General features: G+C 65.6%; 17 protein-coding genes. 13 read left to right on the top strand and 4 right to left on the bottom strand.

Features of this window, described 5'->3' with window-relative positions:
• Position 1: 1 nt before the first annotated feature.
• The 3 genes from CYAGR_RS10720 to CYAGR_RS16560 are packed head-to-tail and all read right to left on the bottom strand — an operon-like array spanning position 2 to position 3,550.
• Positions 2–1,816 carry an aspartate kinase gene (locus tag CYAGR_RS10720; RefSeq protein ID WP_015109831.1) on the bottom strand — a complete coding sequence of 605 codons (1,815 nt, stop codon included), beginning with the start codon at positions 1,814–1,816 and terminating at the stop codon, positions 2–4.
• Positions 1,817–1,844: 28 nt separating this feature from the next.
• Positions 1,845–2,870 carry a DNA polymerase III subunit delta gene (gene holA, locus CYAGR_RS10715; protein ID WP_015109830.1) on the bottom strand — a complete coding sequence of 342 codons (1,026 nt, stop codon included), beginning with the start codon at positions 2,868–2,870 and terminating at the stop codon, positions 1,845–1,847.
• Positions 2,870–3,550 (bottom strand): type II toxin-antitoxin system prevent-host-death family antitoxin, encoded by a 681-nt coding sequence (locus CYAGR_RS16560; RefSeq protein ID WP_015109829.1) that lies wholly within the window; start codon positions 3,548–3,550, stop codon positions 2,870–2,872. Before CYAGR_RS16560 ends, holA begins: the two co-directional genes overlap by 1 nt.
• Before the next feature lie 274 nt (positions 3,551–3,824).
• Between CYAGR_RS16560 and CYAGR_RS10705 the strand changes: the two genes are divergently transcribed.
• Positions 3,825–4,508, top strand: coding sequence for a precorrin-8X methylmutase (locus CYAGR_RS10705; RefSeq protein ID WP_015109828.1), 684 nt, complete (start codon positions 3,825–3,827; stop codon positions 4,506–4,508).
• Here CYAGR_RS10705 and mutS read toward each other — a convergent pair.
• Positions 4,478–7,318, bottom strand: a complete 2,841-nt coding sequence (mutS, locus tag CYAGR_RS10700) for a DNA mismatch repair protein MutS (protein ID WP_015109827.1) — start codon at positions 7,316–7,318, stop codon at positions 4,478–4,480. The two genes, CYAGR_RS10705 and mutS, sit on opposite strands and share 31 nt — an antisense overlap.
• Positions 7,319–7,428: 110 nt before the next feature.
• Between mutS and ribH the strand changes: the two genes are divergently transcribed.
• The 12 genes from ribH (at position 7,429) to CYAGR_RS17240 (ending at position 17,327) form a co-directional block, all read left to right on the top strand.
• Complete coding sequence (gene ribH, locus CYAGR_RS10695; protein WP_015109826.1) at positions 7,429–7,917, top strand: 6,7-dimethyl-8-ribityllumazine synthase; 489 nt, start codon at positions 7,429–7,431, stop codon at positions 7,915–7,917.
• Positions 7,914–8,822, top strand: coding sequence for a glucose-1-phosphate thymidylyltransferase RfbA (gene rfbA / locus CYAGR_RS10690; protein WP_015109825.1), 909 nt, complete (start codon positions 7,914–7,916; stop codon positions 8,820–8,822). The genes ribH and rfbA overlap by 4 nt, the downstream gene beginning before the upstream one ends.
• Entirely contained in the window at positions 8,819–9,433 is a 615-nt protein-coding gene (rfbC, locus tag CYAGR_RS10685; protein WP_015109824.1) for a dTDP-4-dehydrorhamnose 3,5-epimerase, read from the top strand. Before rfbA ends, rfbC begins: the two co-directional genes overlap by 4 nt.
• Before the next feature lie 86 nt (positions 9,434–9,519).
• A complete protein-coding gene (gene psbZ / locus CYAGR_RS10680) occupies positions 9,520–9,708 on the top strand; it encodes a photosystem II reaction center protein PsbZ (protein WP_015109823.1) in 189 nt (62 codons plus the stop codon).
• Positions 9,709–9,760: 52 nt separating this feature from the next.
• Positions 9,761–10,579: an ABC transporter permease gene (locus CYAGR_RS10675; RefSeq protein ID WP_015109822.1), complete on the top strand. Its 819-nt coding sequence runs from the start codon at positions 9,761–9,763 to the stop codon at positions 10,577–10,579.
• Positions 10,576–11,838, top strand: a complete 1,263-nt coding sequence (locus tag CYAGR_RS10670) for an ABC transporter ATP-binding protein (protein WP_015109821.1) — start codon at positions 10,576–10,578, stop codon at positions 11,836–11,838. The genes CYAGR_RS10675 and CYAGR_RS10670 overlap by 4 nt, the downstream gene beginning before the upstream one ends.
• A gap of 31 nt (positions 11,839–11,869) precedes the next feature.
• Positions 11,870–12,892, top strand: a complete 1,023-nt coding sequence (locus tag CYAGR_RS10665; protein ID WP_083891381.1) for a class I SAM-dependent methyltransferase — start codon at positions 11,870–11,872, stop codon at positions 12,890–12,892.
• Positions 12,831–13,442, top strand: a complete 612-nt coding sequence (locus CYAGR_RS10660; RefSeq protein ID WP_342662058.1) for a dTDP-4-dehydrorhamnose 3,5-epimerase family protein — start codon at positions 12,831–12,833, stop codon at positions 13,440–13,442. Before CYAGR_RS10665 ends, CYAGR_RS10660 begins: the two co-directional genes overlap by 62 nt.
• Positions 13,439–14,680, top strand: a complete 1,242-nt coding sequence (locus tag CYAGR_RS17255; protein WP_015109818.1) for a class I SAM-dependent methyltransferase — start codon at positions 13,439–13,441, stop codon at positions 14,678–14,680. The genes CYAGR_RS10660 and CYAGR_RS17255 overlap by 4 nt, the downstream gene beginning before the upstream one ends.
• A 3-nt stretch (positions 14,681–14,683) precedes the next feature.
• Positions 14,684–15,814 (top strand): DegT/DnrJ/EryC1/StrS family aminotransferase, encoded by a 1,131-nt coding sequence (locus tag CYAGR_RS17250; RefSeq protein WP_015109817.1) that lies wholly within the window; start codon positions 14,684–14,686, stop codon positions 15,812–15,814.
• Positions 15,815–15,825: 11 nt separating this feature from the next.
• A complete protein-coding gene (locus CYAGR_RS17245; protein ID WP_015109816.1) occupies positions 15,826–16,572 on the top strand; it encodes a formyltransferase family protein in 747 nt (248 codons plus the stop codon).
• Positions 16,573–16,601: 29 nt separating this feature from the next.
• On the top strand, positions 16,602–17,327 hold the full coding sequence (locus CYAGR_RS17240) for a cephalosporin hydroxylase family protein (protein ID WP_245552509.1): 726 nt from the start codon (positions 16,602–16,604) through the stop codon (positions 17,325–17,327).
• Positions 17,328–17,393 lie beyond the last annotated feature (66 nt).

Here is a 17,393-nt window from a genome sequence, read left to right as displayed (position 1 = left end):
GTCAGGCTGGCCCCTCCGTCCCCTCGGCCGCGTGCAGCTCGGCGCCGCCGAGGCCGAAGGCCTGGTGCACGGCCTGGAGCGCGCGCACGCCATCGGCCTCTGCCACCACGCAGCTGGTGCGGATCTCGCTGGTGGCGATCAGGGAGATGTTGATGCCCGCGTCGGCCAGGGAGCGGAACATCCGCGCCGCCGTGCCGGCGGTGCAGGCCATCCCGGCGCCCACGGCGCTGACCCTGGCGATGGCCGGGCCCTCCTCGAAGCCGGCGCCGTCCCACTGGCGCAGGATCGGGGCCAGGGCCCGTTCGGCCCCCGGCCGGTCGTCGCGGCGCAGGGTGAAGCTCATGTCCCGCCGCCGGTCCTCGGGGCCGCCGTGGGTGCGCTCCGACTGCACGATGGCGTCGAGGCTGATGCCCGCATCGGCCAGGGCCCGGCAGATGGCCGCGGCGACCCCCGGCCGGTCGGGCACCCGCCGCACCGACACCTGCACCTGGTCGCGGTCGAGGGCCACGCCCCGCACCGCCGGATCGCCCAGGTGGCAGGGGGGCGGATCGTGGCGCAGCTGCTGGTCGGAGAGCTCGAAGGCCTCGCCGGCGGCCCGCAGGGCCCGGGCCCCCAGCTGGCCATCCACCACGCAGCTCACCTTCACCTCGCTGGTGGCGATCAGGCGCAGGTTGATGCCGAGGCGGGCCATGGTGTCGAACAGCCGGGCCGCCACCCCGGGGCGACCCAGGATGCCGGCCCCGGCGATGCTGAGCTTGGCCATGCCCGCCTCGGCCGAGAGCTGGGCCCCATCGGCCCCCATCGCCGCCAGCACCTCCTGGCACACCTGGCGGGCACGCTCCATCTCCGTCGCCGCCAGGGTGAAGGCGATGTCGTTGCTGGCGCCCTCGTGGATCGCCTGGACGATCAGGTCGACGTTGAGGCCGGCGGCGCCGAGGGCCTCGAACAGGGTGGCGGCCACCCCCGGCCGGTCGGGCACGTGGGAGAGGGCCAGCACCGCCTGGTCGGCCTCCAGTTCGGCCCCGTCCACGGGCCGGCCCAGCTCCAGCCCCTCACTGCCGATCGGGCGGGCCGGACCGCTGGTGAGCCGGGTGCCGGGGGCCTGGCTCCAGCTGGAGCGCACCGTCAGGGGCACCCCGTAGTTGCGGGCGATCTCCACGGCCCGGGGGTGGAGCACCGCGGCCCCGAGGCTCGCCAGCTCCAGCATCTCGTCGCAGCTGACGCTCTCCATCAGCTGGGCGTCGCTCACCTTGCGGGGGTCGGTGGTGAGCACCCCGGGCACGTCGGTGTAGATCTCGCAGCCGTCGGCGCCGAGGGCGGCCGCCAGCGCTACCGCGGAGGTGTCGGAACCGCCCCGGCCCAGGGTGGTGATCTCCGGGGTGCCGGCGTGGCCGCTGCTGGTGCCCTGGAAGCCGGCCACCACCACCACCAGGCCGTCCTCCAGCAGGCGGCGCAGCCGTTCGGTGCGCACCTCCAGGATCCGGGCCCGGCCATGGGCCGATTCGGTGATGATCCCGGCCTGGGTCCCGGTCATCGAGACGGCGGGCACGCCTTCGGCATGGAGGGCCATGGCCAGCAGGGCGATCGACACCTGCTCGCCCGTGGCCAGCAGCATGTCCATCTCCCGGCGGGGGGGATCGCTGCAGAGGCTGGCGGCCATGCCGGTCAGCTGGTCGGTGGTGTGGCCCATGGCCGAGACGACGACCACCAGCTCGTGGCCCTCCTCGCGGCTGGCGGCGATGCGGCGGGCCACCGCCCGGATCCGATCGGCGTCGGCGACCGACGTCCCCCCGAACTTCTGTATCAGCAGGCCCATGGGCTCGTCGCCGGCGCGTCGGGCTCGATTATCGACGTGGGCCGTGGCCGGGCTGGGCCAGGGCGGCCAGCAGGAAGCCGTCCCGGAAGGCGTCGCCGGGGTCGGCGCCACGCTTGAGGGCGGCCTCCACGTCGAGCAGGCGGCGCAGCAGGGCCAGCAGTTGCTCGGGCGTGCGGCCGCGGATCTGTTTGCGCATCACGTAGATCCGCTTGGGGTTGCCGATCCCCGCGGCCTTGGCGATCACGGCCACGTCCTGTTCGCCGCTGCGCTCCAGCAGGCACACCCAGAGCCAACCCCGGATCTGGCTGGCCAGGGCTGCGACGATGCGCAGGGCGGGCTCGCCCACCTCCAGCAGGGCCTCCACCAGAGCAATGGCCTCGGCGGGGTGCTGGGCCAGCAGGGCATCGCCCACGGCCAGGCTGCTGGTCACCTGGCCGCCGATCAGGGCGGCCACCGCCTCGGCGGTGATCGGGCCCCCACCACCGCCGCCACTGCCACCGCCGCCGCCGCCGCCGGCATGAAGGGCCAGCTTCTCCAGCTCGCTGGCCAGTCGCATCCCGTCGCTGCCGATCGCCTCGGCCAGGGCCTCGGCCGCCGCCGGCGCCAGGGTCAGGCCCCGGTCCCGGGCGGCGCTCTGCACCCGCTCGATCTGCCCGGCTCCATCCCAGATCGGCGGCAGGGTGAAGGATTGCTCCTCGGCCAGGGTCCGCAGACGCTTGGTGGTGCGCAGCCGGGCGTCCGGTTTGCCGTCACTGACCAGGAACAGGTGGCAGTCGGGCGGGATCAGCTCGACGGCGGCCTCCAGCTGGGCGGCCAGCTCCGCCGGGCAGGCCTGGCAGAAGGGACTGCGCTGCAGCACCACTACCCGGGCCCCGGCGCCGAAGGGGGGGGTGCGGGCCTCCTCGAGGGCCCGGGCCGCCTGGCCGGCATCGGCCCCGTCCAGGCGGCTGAGGTTGATCGAGGCCCAGGTGGGATCCACCAGGGCCTCGATCTGCGCCGCCAGGGCCCGCTGCCGGGCGGCCTCGTCGTCGCCCCAGTAGAGGTGGATGGGCATCAGGGAAGGGGCGGCCGGCTCGGCGCCGGCAGGGAGGCGAGCAGGCGGGGGTCCCAGCTGATCATCGCCGTGGCGCCGCCATGCAGGGCCGAGGCCAGCTCCAGGGCGCCATCGGGCCCCAGGGCCGGCCCGGTGCCGGGCCGCTGCAGGCGTGCCGCCGCCAGAGCGACCTGGGGGGTGAGGCTCACCAGGGTCCAGGCCGCGGGATCGCTGAACACGGCTTCGTAGCGGGCCGTCAGGGCCTCGTCCCCCCGCAGCAGCGGCCCCTCCACCAGCGTCCTCAGGGTGGCCATGCTCAGGACCCCGCGCCAGTGCCCGGCGGCGATCGTGGCGATCAGGGACTCGTGGCGGCGGCTGGAGGCTTCCCCGCGCAGCCAGGGAATCAGCGCCGTGGCGTCGATGGCCACGGCCGACCCGAGGGCCAGGGCAGCGGCGCCCCCCAGCGGTTCGATGGGCCCGCTGCTGCCGGCGGGGGGCGGCCGGTGATCCGGCCAGCAGTCGCGGCCGCTGCCCTTGAGGGCGAGCAGGGCCTGCCGCTGGGAACGGTGGCGCCGCCACAGGGGGACCAGGGCGGCCACCGGGTGGCCATGGCGCGCGATCAGTGTCTCCTCCCCTTTCCGGGCCCGATCGAGCAGCTCGGGGAAGCGCTTCCTGGCCTCGAGCACGCCGAGGGTGTGCATGGTGCGCGGGGCCGGAATCGGGGTCTGTACACAATGTACAGGTCTCGAATTCGGTGGAGGACTGCCCCTACCCCTCCCTCTGCCTCTGCCTTGCCTCTGCGCCTGTCGCTGTTCCTGCTCCTCCCGCCACGTTGGAGCCCGCCCAGTCGCTTCGCTGCTGGCCAGGTCCGGCTCCGCCCGGGCCAGCGCCTCCCGTAGCCTCCCCCTTTCCCCCCTCCGGGCTGCGGGCCGCGCCGGGCGCCGAGGAAGTTCAGCGCCCCGGGCGCCGCAGGCGATGGACAGCTTCGATTCTTCCGGCTCCGCAGCCTCCCTCGACCATCCGATCTTCCGGGAGAGCGTGCACCGCATCCGCGGCTGGCTCGGGCCCACCGGCCTGGAGGGGGTGGAGCAGGAGCTGCTCGAGCGCCTGGTGCACAGCAGCGGCGACCTGGCCCTGGCGCCGGATCTGCGTCTCGGCCCGGGGGCCTGCGCCGCCGGCCTCACAGCCCTGGCGGCCGGCGCGCCGATCCTCACCGACACGGCGATGGCGGCGGCGGCCGTGGCGCCCATGGCCCGGCGCACCTTCGCCAATCCGGTGCTGTCGGTGCTGGCCTGGGCCCCGGCCGTGGCTCCCGCCGGTGGCACCCGGGCGGCGGCGGGGATGGAACGGGCGCTGCTGGAGCACCCGGGGGCCGTGGTGCTGGTGGGCAGCGCCCCCACGGCCCTGGAGCGGCTGCTGGAGCTGGTGGAGGCCGGAGCCATCGCCGCTCCGGCCCTGGTGATCGGCATGCCTGTGGGTTTTGTGGGGGTGGCCGAGAGCAAGCGCCATCTCGCCGCCAGCACCCTCCCCCAGATCCGGCTGGAGGGCAGCAAGGGCGGCGCCGGCCTGGTGGCGGCCGCCGTCAATGCCCTGCTGAGGCGGGCCTGGCTGGATCAGGCGGCCCAGGATCAAGCCGCCCTGGATCCGCCGCCGCCCTGAAGCCCCACGGCCACATGGCTGTTGGCCTCGATGCGGCCCAGCACCTGGCGGGCCCGCAGCACCACCGAGGCGGGAACTCCCGCCAGCCGGGCCGCCTCGATGCCGTAGCTGCGGCTGGCCCCCCCCCGGCAGACCCGATGCAGGAACACCAGGTCGTTGCCGGTCTCCTCCACCAGCACCTGGGCGTTGCCGACGTTGGGCAGCAGCTCGGCGAGCTCGTTGAGCTCGTGGTAATGGGTGGCGAAGATGGTCCGGGCACCGATGCCCTCGGCCAGGTGCTCCGCCACGGCCCAGGCGATCGAGAGGCCGTCGAAGGTGGCCGTGCCCCGGCCGATCTCGTCCAGCAGCACCAGGGACCGGGGGCTGGCGTGGTGAAGGATGTTGGCGGTTTCGGCCATCTCCACCATGAAGGTGGACTGGCCGCTGGCCAGGTCGTCCACCGCCCCCACCCGGGTGAAGATGCGGTCGGCGATGCCGAGACGGGCGGAGCGGGCGGGGATCCAGCTGCCGATCTGGGCCATCAGCTGCAGCAGGCCGCTCTGGCGCAGATAGCAGCTCTTGCCGCTGGCATTGGGGCCCGTGAGGACGATCAGGTCGGGCGCCGGGATGCCGTCGGGGCCGGGGGCCGCCAGGTGCAGGTCGTTGGCGGTGAAGGAGGCGTCGACCAGCAACTGCTCCACCACCGGATGGCGACCCGCCTCGATCACCAGCTCGCGCCCCTCGCTGAGCTCGGGCCGGCAGTAGCCGCCGGTGGCCGCCACCTCCGCCAGGGAGGCCAGGGCATCGAGCTCGGCCACCCGCCGGGCGGCCGCCCGCACGGGGCCCGCCGCCTCCCCCACCCGGCGGCGCAGGTCGCAGAAGAGGTCGTACTCCCGCTGGCAGGCCCGGGCCCGCAGCTGCAGGATCCGGCCTTCGCGGCCCTTGAGCTCCGGGGTGACGAAGCGTTCCTCGTTGGCCAGGGTCTGGCGGCGGATCCAGTGGTCCGGAACGGCGGCGGCCCGGGCGCGGCTCACGGCCAGGAAGTAGCCGAAGGTGCGGTGGTACTGCAGACGCAGGTTGGGGTTGCCGCTGGCCCGCCGCTCGATCGCCTCCTGCCGGGAGAGCCAGGCCTCCTGGTCGTCGAGCTGGTTGCGCAGGCCGTCGAGCACCGGGTCGACCCCGTCATGGAGCAGCCCCCCCTCGCTCAGCGACAGGGGCGGCGCCTCCACCAGGTGGTGGCGCACCTGCTCGGCCAGGGCGGCCAGCTTGGGCCAGGGACCCTTGAGGGCCGCCAGGGGGCCGCTGCGGCAGGGGGCCACCAGGGCCGCCAGGCGGGGCAGCCGCTCGAGGCCGTCGGCCAGGGACACCAGGTCGCGGGCGGAGGCGCTGCCGGCGCCAGCCCGCCCCGCCAGCCGCTCCAGATCCCCCATGGGCCGCAGCAGCCGGCGCAGCCCCACCCGCAGGGGCCGCTGCTCCACCAGCTCGCTCACCGCCTCCTGCCGCTCCAGGATCGCGGCGCGATCCACCAGGGGGGCCTCGATCCAGCGGCGCAGGCAGCGGCCGCCCATGGCGGTGGCGGTGCGGTCGAGGGCCCAGAGCAGGGAGCCCTGCAGGGCGCCGCCCAGCTGGGTGCGGGTGAGCTCCAGGTTGCGGCGGGTCTGGGCGTCGAGCACCAGCTGGTCGCCGTCGTGCCAGAGCCGGGGCATCTCCAGCGGGATGGCCGCAGGTTCGGCCTGGGTGGTGTCCAGGTAGGCCAGCAGGCCCCCGGCGGCCCGCAGCGCCAGGGGCGCCTCCCCCAGCCCCAGGCCATCGAGGCTGGCCAGGCGGAAGCGGCGGCGCAGCAGGGCGTCGGCTTCGGTGGCCTCGAAGGGGGTGCGGGCCAGGGCGGTGAGCCTCAGCCCCTCGGGACACCAGGGCGGCGCCTCCTCCGGGCCTGGCCACACCACCTCGGCGGGCTCCAGCTGCAGCAGCTCCTGGTGCAGGCTGCCGCTGCCCGTGCGCTCGGTCACCCGGAACTCGCCGGTGCTGACGTCGGCGACCGCCAGGCCCCAGCGGCCGGCGTGGCTGCCGTCCCCGTCGAGGACCACGGCGCAGAGCCAGTTGTTACGCCGGGCCGCCAGCATGCCCTCCTCCAGCACTGTGCCGGGGGTGAGCACCCGGGTGATGCCCCGGCGCAGCAGGGCCCCCTTGGCGGGGGTGGCCTCCAGCTGGTCGCAGAGGGCCACGCTGAGGCCGCGGCGCACCAGGTCGGCGCAGTAGCGCTCGGCGGCGTGGTGGGGGATGCCCGCCATCGGCACCCGCCCCAGGGCCTTGCCGGCGTCCTTGCCGGTGAGGGTGAGCTCGAGCAGGCGCGAGAGCAGGATCGCGTCCTCGAAGAAGAACTCGTAGAAGTCGCCGAGCCGGTAGAGCAGCACCCGGTCCGGATGGGCCGCCTTCAGCTCCACGTAGTGGCGCAGCACCGGGGTGAGCGCCGCCGGGTCCACCAGGGAATGGTGGTGCCAGCGGGGCAGGTCGTCCCCGGTCTCCGGGCCGGCGTCGCCGGGCGGCGTAGGGGTGCCGCTGGCGTCGCCAACGCTCGGGTCACCGGCCTGCTCGCCGTCGCCCTCGGGGCCGGCGGCGGCCACGGCCGCTGGCCGCTGCCGGCGGGTGCGCGGCCGGGCGCTGGCATCGGCCAGCAGGGCCTGGTCGTCCGGGGCGCCATCGTCAGAGCCTGACTCCGCCACCGGCTCCGGCAGCGGAGAGGTCACCGGTTCAGGGTCGCCCCCGAACAGGTCCCCCTGCAGGGCCGGATCGTCCGCGAGCGAGAGCTGCTGCTGGACTTCCCTGGCCATGGGTCCGCCGTCAGGAGCGTCCCGATCGTAGGGGGACCGGGCCGGGGGGCTGGCCGGGTCGGCCCTGGTGCTGCTCAACTGGGACATGAGCTTGTTCGTGGTCTGACCCCTTGACGGTTTTCGAAGGTCGCTTCACCGATGTCGCCGGTCTGCGGATCGGCCTGGTGATCGCCCGCTTCAACGATCTGGTGACCGGCAAGCTGCTCAGCGGCTGCCTCGATTCCCTCTCCCGCCACGGCATTGATGTGGGCCCCGAGAGCAGCCAGCTCGACGTGGCCTGGGTGCCGGGTAGCTTCGAGATTCCCCTGGTGGCCCAGCGGCTGGCCGCCAGCGGCCGTTACCAGGTGGTCATCACCCTGGGGGCCGTGATCCGTGGCGACACCCCCCACTTCGACGTGGTGGTGGCCGAGGTGAGCAAGGGGGTGGCCGCCGTGGCCCGCGACACCGGTGTGCCGGTGATCTTCGGGGTGCTCACCACTGACACCCTGCAGCAGGCACTGGAGCGGGCCGGCATCAAGAGCAACCTGGGGTGGAGCTACGGCCTCCAGGCCCTGGAGATGGGCAGCCTGATGGCCGCCCTGCCGCAGCCGACGCCATGAACCGCAAGGGACTGATCCTGGCGGGAGGCAGCGGCACGCGCCTGGCGCCCCTCACCACCGCCGTCAGCAAGCAGCTGGTGCCGGTGTACGACAAGCCGATGATCTACTACCCGCTCAGCACCCTGATGCTGGCGGGCATCCGCGAGGTGCTGGTGATCACCACCCCCACCGACCGGCCCGCCTTCGAGCGGTTGCTGGGGGACGGATCCGGCTGGGGCATGACGATCCGCTATGCGGTGCAGCCCAGCCCCGACGGGCTGGCCCAGGCGTTCCTGATCGGCGCCGAATTCCTCGATGGCGCCCCGGCGGCCCTGGTGCTGGGGGACAACCTGTTCCACGGCCATGACCTGATCCCCCAGCTGCAGGGGGCCAACGGCGAGCGGCCGGGGGCGACGGTGTTCGCCTACCCGGTGAGCGATCCGGAGCGCTACGGGGTGGTGGAGTTCAGCGGCGACGGCCGGGTGCTGAGCATCGAGGAGAAGCCGCCCCAGCCCCGCAGCCGCTATGCGGTCACGGGCCTGTACTTCTACGACCACACGGTGGTGGAGCGGGCCCGCCAGGTGCGGCCCTCCCCGCGGGGGGAACTGGAGATTACCGACCTCAACCAGCTCTACCTCGATGAAGGCCTGCTGCGGGTGGAGCTGATGGGCCGCGGCATGGCCTGGCTGGACACCGGCACCCCCGATTCCCTGCACGAGGCCGCCAGCTACATCCGCACCCTGGAGAAGCGCCAGGGCCTCAAGGTGGGCTGCCCCGAGGAGGTGGCCTGGCGCCTGGGCTGGATCGATGACGGCCAGCTGGAGCGGCTGGCCCTGCCCCTGAAGAAATCCGGCTACGGCGACTACCTGCTGCGCCTGCTGCAGGAGGCCGCCAGCGACCACCTGGCCCTGGAGCCCCAGCGATGAACGTGCAGTTCCTGGCCATCGACGGCCCCCTGCTGCTCACCCCGGCGGTCTACGCCGATGAGCGGGGCTGGTTCAGCGAGAGCTGGAACCGGCGCCGCTTCGCCGATGCCCTCGGCAAGGAGGACGCCGATGCCCCCGAGTTCGTGCAGGACAACCACTCCCGCTCCGTGCAGGGGGTGCTGCGGGGCCTGCATTTCCAGCGGGCACCGCACCCCCAAGGCAAGCTCGTGCGTTGCACGCTGGGGGAGGTGTTCGATGTGGCCGTCGACCTGCGCCGGGACTCCCCCACCCTGGGGCAGTGGGTGGGCGAACGGCTCAGCGCCGAAAACCACCACCAGCTCTGGGTGCCGGTGGGCTTCGCCCACGGCTTCCTGACCCTGAGCGCGGTGGCCGAGGTGCAGTACAAGACCGCCGGCTACTGGAACCGCGACTGCGAACGTTCCCTGGCCTGGAACGACCCGGCGATCGGCATCGACTGGCCTCTGGGGGAGCTGCCGGAGCCGCACCAGCCCCTGCTGGCCCCCAAGGATGCCGCCGCCCCCGGTCTCGGGGCCCTGGCGGCCGCCGGCGATCTGTTCGGTTCCCAGTCCAGCGCTGCCGACAACGTGTGAAGGATGGCTCCGGCGGCGGGCATGGCCCCGCTCTGCATGGCAGGATCCCCCACGCTGCCTGATCCGGCCTCGAGCCTTCCTGCCCCATGCAGATCCTCAATACCCTGACCGTTCTGGCCCTGGTGGTGCTCTCCTTCGCCCTGATCGTGGCGGTGCCGGTGCTTTACGCCAGCACCGAGGACAGCGGCCGCTCCAACCGCCTGATCCTGATCGGCGGCGCCGCCTGGGTGGCCCTGGTGCTGGTGAACTGGGGCATGAGCCTGCTTGTGGTCTGAGGTCGACAGGGTGACGGCGTGACAGCCTCCCCTGACCACCCAGTCCCGCCATATGAGCGTCACTCGCATTCAGCCCAGGCGCCGCTTTTCGTTCTTTGAGTGGAAGGAGATCGTTGAATATCGCGATCTCCTCTATTTCCTTTCACTGCGCGATATCCAGGTTCGCTACAAGCAGACCAGCCTGGGTGTCGTCTGGGTGATTCTCCAGCCGCTGGTGCCGGCGATCATCTTTGCCGTGCTGTTCGGCAACTTCGCCCGCCTGCCCAGCAATGGTCAGCCCTATCTGCTGATGGTGTTCACGGGCCTGATCCCGTGGAGTCTGTTCAGCAACACCATCGGCCGGGCAGGGGGGAGCCTAGTGGGTAATTCCAACCTGCTGTCGAAGATCTATTTTCCGCGCCTGATCATTCCCCTGGCCGCCATGGGATCGGTGGTGGTGGATGGTCTGGTGGGGCTGATGGTTCTGGTGGTGCTGTTGGCCCTCTTCGGTGTGGGTCTGGGATGGCCCATGCTGGCGGCACCCTTCTTTCTTCTGGCGGCGTTCCTGATGGGCTTCGGACTCACTCTCATCGTGGCCTCCTTGAATGTCTACCATCGGGATTTCGGCTATGCGGTGCCGTTTGCTCTGCAGGCCTGGAACTATTTGACACCGATTGTCTATTCCTCATCATTGATCCCTGAGAAATGGCTGTTTCTCTATTCCCTGAATCCCACCGTGGGACTGATTGAGGGTTTCCGTTGGTCAATACTTGGTGGCGTGCCGATCACCACCACCATGTTCCTGAGCATGCTGACCGGTCTGGTGGGCTCCCTGTGTATTGGTATGGCCGTGTTTCAGCGGATCGAGAGGGGCTTTGCTGACATCGTATGAGTGAGTCTTCCGATATCGCCATCACGGTTCGCTCCCTCGGCAAGTCCTACAAAATCGGCCATCTGGAAACGGTGGCTGCCGATGAAACGCCGGCGGATGGGATGCCCCAGCGGGGACTCTGGCCCTGGCGACGGACTGGTGGCCGGCAGCACTTGAGCAGCGAGACCTTCTGGGCGCTGCGGGATGTGGACTTCGATGTTCCCCGGGGCAAGGTGTTCGGTGTGATCGGTCGCAACGGCGCTGGCAAGAGCACCTTGCTGAAGATCCTCTCGAGGATCACCGAGCCCTCCACGGGCATGGCCGAGATCCGCGGACGGGTGGGATCCCTGCTGGAGGTGGGCACGGGCTTTCACCCGGAGTTCAGCGGTCGGGAGAACATCTACCTCAACGGCACCTTGCTGGGCATGCGACGCCGGCAGATCGATCGGGTCTTCGATGCGATCGTCGATTTCGCTGAAGTCCACCGCTTCATCGACACTCCCGTGAAGCGCTATTCCAGTGGCATGTATGTGCGCCTGGCCTTTGCCGTGGCTGCCCACCTGGAGCCGGACATCCTGATCATCGATGAAGTTCTGGCCGTTGGTGATATCCAGTTCCAGAAGAAGTGCCTCGGTAAGATGAAGGATGTCACTGGCCAGGGCCGCACGGTGCTGTTCGTGAGCCACAGTCTCACCACGGTCAATAGCCTGTGTGATACCTGCATGTTGCTGGAGAATGGCAGGGTCACTCAGATCGGCTCCACGGAATCCGTTACGGCTTCCTATTTCGCCAGCAGCGAGGAAACGTCGGGCTCATCGCTCGACCTGCGTGCGGATCCACCCGGCGACAGGTTCTGCCGCATGGTCGGGGCACGGATGGTGGACCGGTCCGGCGAAAGTCTCAGCTATGCCCACATTGACCGAGAGTTCGGCCTCGAGATGACGTATGAGCTTCTCGAGCCTTCCACGGGACCGGTGATCCCGAATTTCCATCTCTTCACGGGAGGGCAGTGTGCGTTCGTTTCCAGCCCCAGCCAAGACCCACCTGTTTCCCCAGGGCGGTATCGAGCGACGGTCTGGCTGCCAGCCCGCTTCCTCAATGAGGGGACTTACTCGGTTAACTTCGCAGCGACGACTATGGTTCCTCAGCGAGTTCACTTTTATGTGCAGGATCAGTTCTGTTTTCAGGTCATTGAGGATCTGCACGATGAAGCTCGCCATGGTTACGTTCACAAGGTCCCCGGTGCTGTGCGGCCGCAGTTGAACTGGAGTTTGGATTAATGGCCCCATATCTGGCGCTGGGGTGGACGTCATGGGAGGATGGAGCACTGCAATGAGTTGGCTTTCGATGCGCTCTCTGGTTGCCAGGATCCGAAGGAAGCTGGCCCGTATCGGTGCTGTGGCCGCCAGTCGTCCTCCGTCCTCAAGGCGCCAAGCCATTGAGCGTATCCAGAAGAGTCCTGGCCTGCTGGTTCCCTGGCTTGATCTCATCGGCTTGGTGAAGGAGGATTTTCCCTCCAGTCTTCGCGAACAGGTCCTTTCCCATGACCTGACACGCAGCGGCGTGATTCTTTGCTTCCAGGAGGAGCTGCAGAACCGGATGGCTGCCGATCTGAACCAGGCCTCCTTGCAGTTGAAACAGGAGGATCCGGTTGCGGTCTGCGGCGTTGTGGCGGCCGAGATGATCCGGCTCAAAACCATCGCCCAGTGCCGTGACGCCCATGCGGAAGGCAACTATTACCGAGATGCGGAGCCTCACATTCAGAAGCAATGGGATGGGGTGATCTGGCCCATCATCCAGGATCTCGATTTCCGGGAGGTGCTGGAACTGGCTCCTGGCCATGGACGTAACACGGAACTTCTGCGTCGGCTGGCGGGCTCGATCACCCTCGTGGATGTCAATCTGAATTGCATCGAAGCCTGCAGGGAACGCTTCGGGGAGCAACGTGATGGCTGCCGATTCCGCTACTTCGTCACCGATGGTGACACCCTGGCCATGGTCGATTCCAGCTCCCAGACCCTGGTCTATTCCTTTGATTCCATGGTCCATTTCGATTCTTCGGTGGTCCGCGCCTATGTCCTTGAGATTGCCCGGGTCCTCAGGCCCGGCGGCAGTGCCTTCCTGCACCACTCCAACTACGGCACCGTCGCGCCCAACAGCGATTGGGCCCACAATCATGGAAACCGCAGTGACATGACCGCCGAGCTGATGCGGGGGTTTGCGGCGGAGGCCGGGCTTGACGTGGCGTTCCAGCGCCTCAGTGGCACCGCCGATGGCTGGGGTCTGGAAGACCTCGATGCCTTCACCGTGCTGCGCCGCCCCGCCGTCGCCTGAGATGGCCGAGCCCAGCCACCGCGTAACGGCCCTTGAGGGTGTGCTGGAGATCCGGCGCCAGCCCCATGGCGATCACCGCGGCCGTTTCCTGAATGTCTTCCGACGCGGTGAGTGGAACCAGCTCTGGGGGGCAGAGCGTCCGATCGAGCAGGTCAACCTCAGCCAGAATCCGCGGCCCGGGACGGTCCGTGGACTGCATCTACAGAGGGGAATGCCTGCCGAGGTCCGGTTGGTCACCTGCGTAGTAGGACGTGTATGGGATGTGGTAGTTGACCTGCGGCCACACTCCGCAACACGAGGCCGCTGGGTGGCGGTGGAGCTCAGTGCTGAGACAGGGAATTCCTTGCTGATCCCCACCGGCTGTGCCCATGGGTTTCAGGTGCTGGAGCCGGACAGCACCCTGCTCTATCTCCACGGGGCTCCTTATCGCCCAGTGGAGGAGTCGGGTGTGCGTTGGGATGATCCCCAGCTCGGTATCAGCTGGCCTATGGAGCCCAAGGAATTGAGCGAGCGCGATCGGTCGCTGCCTCGGTTGGAGGGCCTGCCATGACCCACCATTGCCGGCACTGCGGAACTCCCCTGCACCATGAAGTGATTGATCTCGGTCATCAACCACCAAGCAATGCCTATCTTACGGAAGAAAAGTTGGACTTGCCAGAAGTCTACTTCCCGCTCAGAGTATTCGTCTGCACTTCGTGTTGGCTTGTCCAGCTTCCAATGCATGCCCCTGCCAATGAATTGTTTACCGCAGATTATGCCTACTTCTCAAGCACCTCCGTTACGTGGTGCCGACATGCCCAGCGCTTCGTGAAGCAGGCGGCCGAGAGGCTTGCATTGAACGAGCATAGTCTTGTAGTGGAGGTAGCAAGTAACGATGGGTATCTGCTCCAGTATGTTCAAGAACTGGGCATACCTTGCTTGGGTATTGAGCCTACCCATGCAACTGCTGAAGCCGCGCGGGAAAAGGGCATTGAAACAATTGAGCTTTTCTTTGGCGGCCCCCTTGCGGCGGAGTTGGTCTCCCAAGGGTTGAGGGCGGATCTGCTTGTTGCGAACAACGTGCTAGCGCATGTTCCAGATATCAATGACTTTCTTGCTGCTGTTGCAGCGATGCTCAGGCCTACAGGACTGGCTTCTATTGAATTCCCCCATCTTCTGAGTCTCTTGGATGGCAATCAGTTCGACACGATCTACCATGAGCATTATAGCTATCTAAGCCTTACTACTATGTTGAGTGTGGCGAGAGATGCCGGATTGATGGTGCTTGATGCAGAGCAGATCACCACCCACGGAGGCAGTCTTCGAGTCTGGTTGGCCCGAGCCGGCGAGTCGGCTGCAAGGGCCCAAACGATTGCGGAGCGTGAAGCTGTGGACAAGGTGCTTTCGGACGAGATTGCTGCGGGCCTTACCACAGTTGAAGCTTACGTTCGCTGCCAAGAACGGGCACTGGAAGCTAAGTTCGCTCTACTGGAGTATCTGTTGGCCGCGCGTCGTAGCGGACGTCGTGTTCTGGCTTACGGCGCCGCTGCCAAGGGAAGCACGCTGCTGAACTTTGCAGGGATCCGCAGTGATCTGCTCGAGGCTGTGGCAGATCTAGCCCCTAGTAAGGTCGGGAAGTGGCTGCCAGGAAGTCATATCCCGATCGTGAGTGTAGAGGAGTTGCTTCTGCGGCAGCCCGATGAACTGCTTATTCTCCCCTGGAACCTAGCGGCAGAGGTGAAAGCCCAGCTTAGCCCAATGATTACAATACCAGTGAAAGTGGCGATTCCGTACCTCACAGACATCTGAGCGATGGCAGACAAGCAGCTACGAAACATCCCCTATACTCGTCCATCGATCACGGAAACTGAAGTGGCTTATGCCACCGATGCGGCTCGTAATGGCTGGGGAGACCACTGTTACGACTACATTATCCGTTTTGAGGAGGTATTTAAAGCTCATCTTGACGTGAAGTACGCCATCGCCACGAGCAGTTGCACAGGGGCTCTCCATATGGGCATGCATGCTCTTGGGATAGGTCCTGGCGATGAGGTGATTATGGCTGATACAAACTGGGTCGCCACAGCGGCCCCAATTGTGCACTTGGGAGCCACACCGGTGTTTGTCGATATCCTGCAGGACAGTTGGTGCCTAGATCCTCAACAGGTGGAGGCGGCGATCACCTCCAACACAAAGGCGATTGTGGCTGTGCACCTCTACGGTAACCTTTGTGATATGGATGCCCTACTCAAGATTGGTGAGCGCCACGGCATCCCGGTGATTGAAGATGCTGCAGAAGCGATCGGTTCGGTCTATCACGGCAAGCGGGCTGGCAGCATGGGCTCCTTCGGTGCCTTTTCTTTCCACGGCACCAAGACGATGACGACAGGGGAGGGAGGCATATTTGTTACCAATCAACCGGATCTTTATGAGCGTGTATTGACGCTCTCAAATCATGGGCGTTCAAGAGCTCAGGGGAAGCAATTCTGGCCAGATCTAGTCGGATATAAATATAAAATGAGTAACGTTCAGGCGGCGATCGGCTGTGGTCAAATCCAACGGATTGACTGCCTTATAGAAGCTAAACGTAATATCTTCTTGATGTATTATGAGTGTTTCAAGGACTTGCCGGTCCGCATGAATCCTGAGCCGGAGGGATGCACGAATGGCTTCTGGATGCCTACGCTGGTGGTTGAGGATGATATCCCGTTTGAACGTGATGTGCTGATCTCCGAACTGAAACAGAATGGGGTCGATGCACGGGTTTTCTTCTGGCCTTTGAGTGCTACGCCGGTTCAGGGAAGAAAGGCATTTAACAGACGATTCATCTCGGAGAACATTTACCTCAGAGCACTAAACCTACCCTCATTTCACGACCTGACCGACAGTGACATTCTCTTCGTTTCTGACATCGTCAGAAATGCTATTGCAAGGACCCATTAGGCTGGAGCAGAATGCCACCATCAGTTATCGTCTTTGCTGACGGAGTAGTTGGAAGCCACTGTGTACAATGGCTTGCACGTTTTCACAGGGCCGACCTAACAGCAATCTTTACTACTTCCCAGAATGATATCTATTGGCTTGCACTAGAGGAGGGCCTTTGTGCCCACGAGTTTGACAACGAAGAATCTTGTCTTCAAGTGTTGGCAAGCCATGCTGGGACTATCGATTTGGGACTTCTTCTATGGTGGCCACAACTAATCAGTCACCAGCTCATTGACGTTGCCAACCATGGCTTTATCAACACCCATCCAAGTCTGCTCCCCTACAACAGAGGTAAGCACTACAACTTTTGGGCATTAGTCGAGCAGTGCCCATTCGGCGTTAGCCTTCATGTTGTTGATCAGGGGATTGACTGTGGTTCAGTAGTGGCACAATCTCCCATCCATTATACTTGGGAGGACACAGGAGAGACGCTTTACAACAAGGCGACTGCTGCAATGAAAGCATTGTTTGAAAATACGTATCCTAGTCTTCGCTCACTGACCTTTGCCTCAGTAGGTCAAGATCTATCCTTGGGGTCTTTTCATTATGCTTCAGAGCTAGGGCCAGCATCTACAATCCAACTCGATGAGCCAACCACAGCACGCCGTCTCTTGAATCTGCTGAGAGCACGAACCTTTGCAGGGCATCCCGCTTGCACCTTTGTTGATGGTGGCATAGAATATGAAGCTAGGATCAAAATCACGAAGAGGAAATGAGTTATTCTGAGTTTAAAGAAACATGTTCAATGGAGATCACGTCCCAGGGAGCGGATGTAGAGCTCCTTAAATCAACGCGAGAGTGGTTTGGCAAGGCCAATAAGTATAACTATTCTTATCACTTTGAGTTTCTTGGAAGGCCACTTATCCAGTACCCGCAGGATATCGTCCAGGTCCAAGAGCTGATCTCGCTCACCAAACCAGACTTGATTATTGAGACTGGAATAGCTCATGGCGGCTCTCTAGTTCTTACGGCCTCTATGCTCTGCCTGTTGGATGTCATGGAAGGCAAAGACCCCCGTCAATCATCACGCAAAGTCGTTGGTGTAGATATTGACATACGGCCTCATAACCGAATTGCATTGGACGAGCATCCTTTGCGCTTTAAGATGGAATTGATTCAGGGCTCTTCAATCGATCGTCAAGTAATTGATACGGTAAGGAGTTATGCAGTGGACAAAGAATGTGTCTTGGTCTCACTCGATTCAAATCATACGCATCAGCACGTATTGGCTGAACTTAACGCCTATGCTGGCTTGGTTTCGCTGGGTAGCTACTGCATCGTGTTTGATACTGTCATTGAAGATCTACCCGCCGGTTCCTTTTCTAATCGCCCATGGGATATCGGAAACAATCCGATGACCGCGGTGGATGAATGGCTCACCACTCATCCAGAGTTTGAGGCGGATAAGGCCATTGATGATAAGCTTCTGATTACTGTTGCCCGTAAAGGGTATCTTAAGCGCATAAGATGACTTCTTTCCGGGAATCTGCAAGAACTGTTTTTGAAGTAAACCTCTCTTTCATCTTATTCAAAGATC

Source organism: Cyanobium gracile PCC 6307 (genome assembly GCF_000316515.1).
In the GTDB taxonomy this organism is placed as follows: Bacteria; Cyanobacteriota; Cyanobacteriia; order PCC-6307; family Cyanobiaceae; genus Cyanobium; species Cyanobium gracile.
The sequence above is the reverse complement of the archived record's forward strand: the minus strand, read 5'-3'. Positions and strand labels throughout refer to the sequence as shown.

What these genes read in the sequence shown, in the direction of transcription:
- CYAGR_RS10670 (WP_015109821.1), top strand. Translation starts at nt 10,576, where the DNA reads ATGAGTGAGTCTTCCGATATCGCCATCACGGTTCGCTCCCTCGGCAAG.
- CYAGR_RS10705 (WP_015109828.1), top strand. Translation starts at nt 3,825, where the DNA reads ATGGACAGCTTCGATTCTTCCGGCTCCGCAGCCTCCCTCGACCATCCG.
- CYAGR_RS16560 (WP_015109829.1), bottom strand. Translation starts at nt 3,550, where the DNA reads ATGCACACCCTCGGCGTGCTCGAGGCCAGGAAGCGCTTCCCCGAGCTG.
- CYAGR_RS17245 (WP_015109816.1), top strand. Translation starts at nt 15,826, where the DNA reads ATGCCACCATCAGTTATCGTCTTTGCTGACGGAGTAGTTGGAAGCCAC.
- CYAGR_RS10665 (WP_083891381.1), top strand. Translation starts at nt 11,870, where the DNA reads ATGGGAGGATGGAGCACTGCAATGAGTTGGCTTTCGATGCGCTCTCTG.
- holA (WP_015109830.1), bottom strand. Translation starts at nt 2,870, where the DNA reads ATGCCCATCCACCTCTACTGGGGCGACGACGAGGCCGCCCGGCAGCGG.
- CYAGR_RS17255 (WP_015109818.1), top strand. Translation starts at nt 13,439, where the DNA reads ATGACCCACCATTGCCGGCACTGCGGAACTCCCCTGCACCATGAAGTG.
- CYAGR_RS17240 (WP_245552509.1), top strand. Translation starts at nt 16,602, where the DNA reads ATGGAGATCACGTCCCAGGGAGCGGATGTAGAGCTCCTTAAATCAACG.
- CYAGR_RS10720 (WP_015109831.1), bottom strand. Translation starts at nt 1,816, where the DNA reads ATGGGCCTGCTGATACAGAAGTTCGGGGGGACGTCGGTCGCCGACGCC.
- rfbA (WP_015109825.1), top strand. Translation starts at nt 7,914, where the DNA reads ATGAACCGCAAGGGACTGATCCTGGCGGGAGGCAGCGGCACGCGCCTG.
- psbZ (WP_015109823.1), top strand. Translation starts at nt 9,520, where the DNA reads ATGCAGATCCTCAATACCCTGACCGTTCTGGCCCTGGTGGTGCTCTCC.
- rfbC (WP_015109824.1), top strand. Translation starts at nt 8,819, where the DNA reads ATGAACGTGCAGTTCCTGGCCATCGACGGCCCCCTGCTGCTCACCCCG.
- CYAGR_RS10675 (WP_015109822.1), top strand. Translation starts at nt 9,761, where the DNA reads ATGAGCGTCACTCGCATTCAGCCCAGGCGCCGCTTTTCGTTCTTTGAG.
- CYAGR_RS10660 (WP_342662058.1), top strand. Translation starts at nt 12,831, where the DNA reads ATGGCTGGGGTCTGGAAGACCTCGATGCCTTCACCGTGCTGCGCCGCC.
- CYAGR_RS17250 (WP_015109817.1), top strand. Translation starts at nt 14,684, where the DNA reads ATGGCAGACAAGCAGCTACGAAACATCCCCTATACTCGTCCATCGATC.
- mutS (WP_015109827.1), bottom strand. Translation starts at nt 7,318, where the DNA reads ATGGCCAGGGAAGTCCAGCAGCAGCTCTCGCTCGCGGACGATCCGGCC.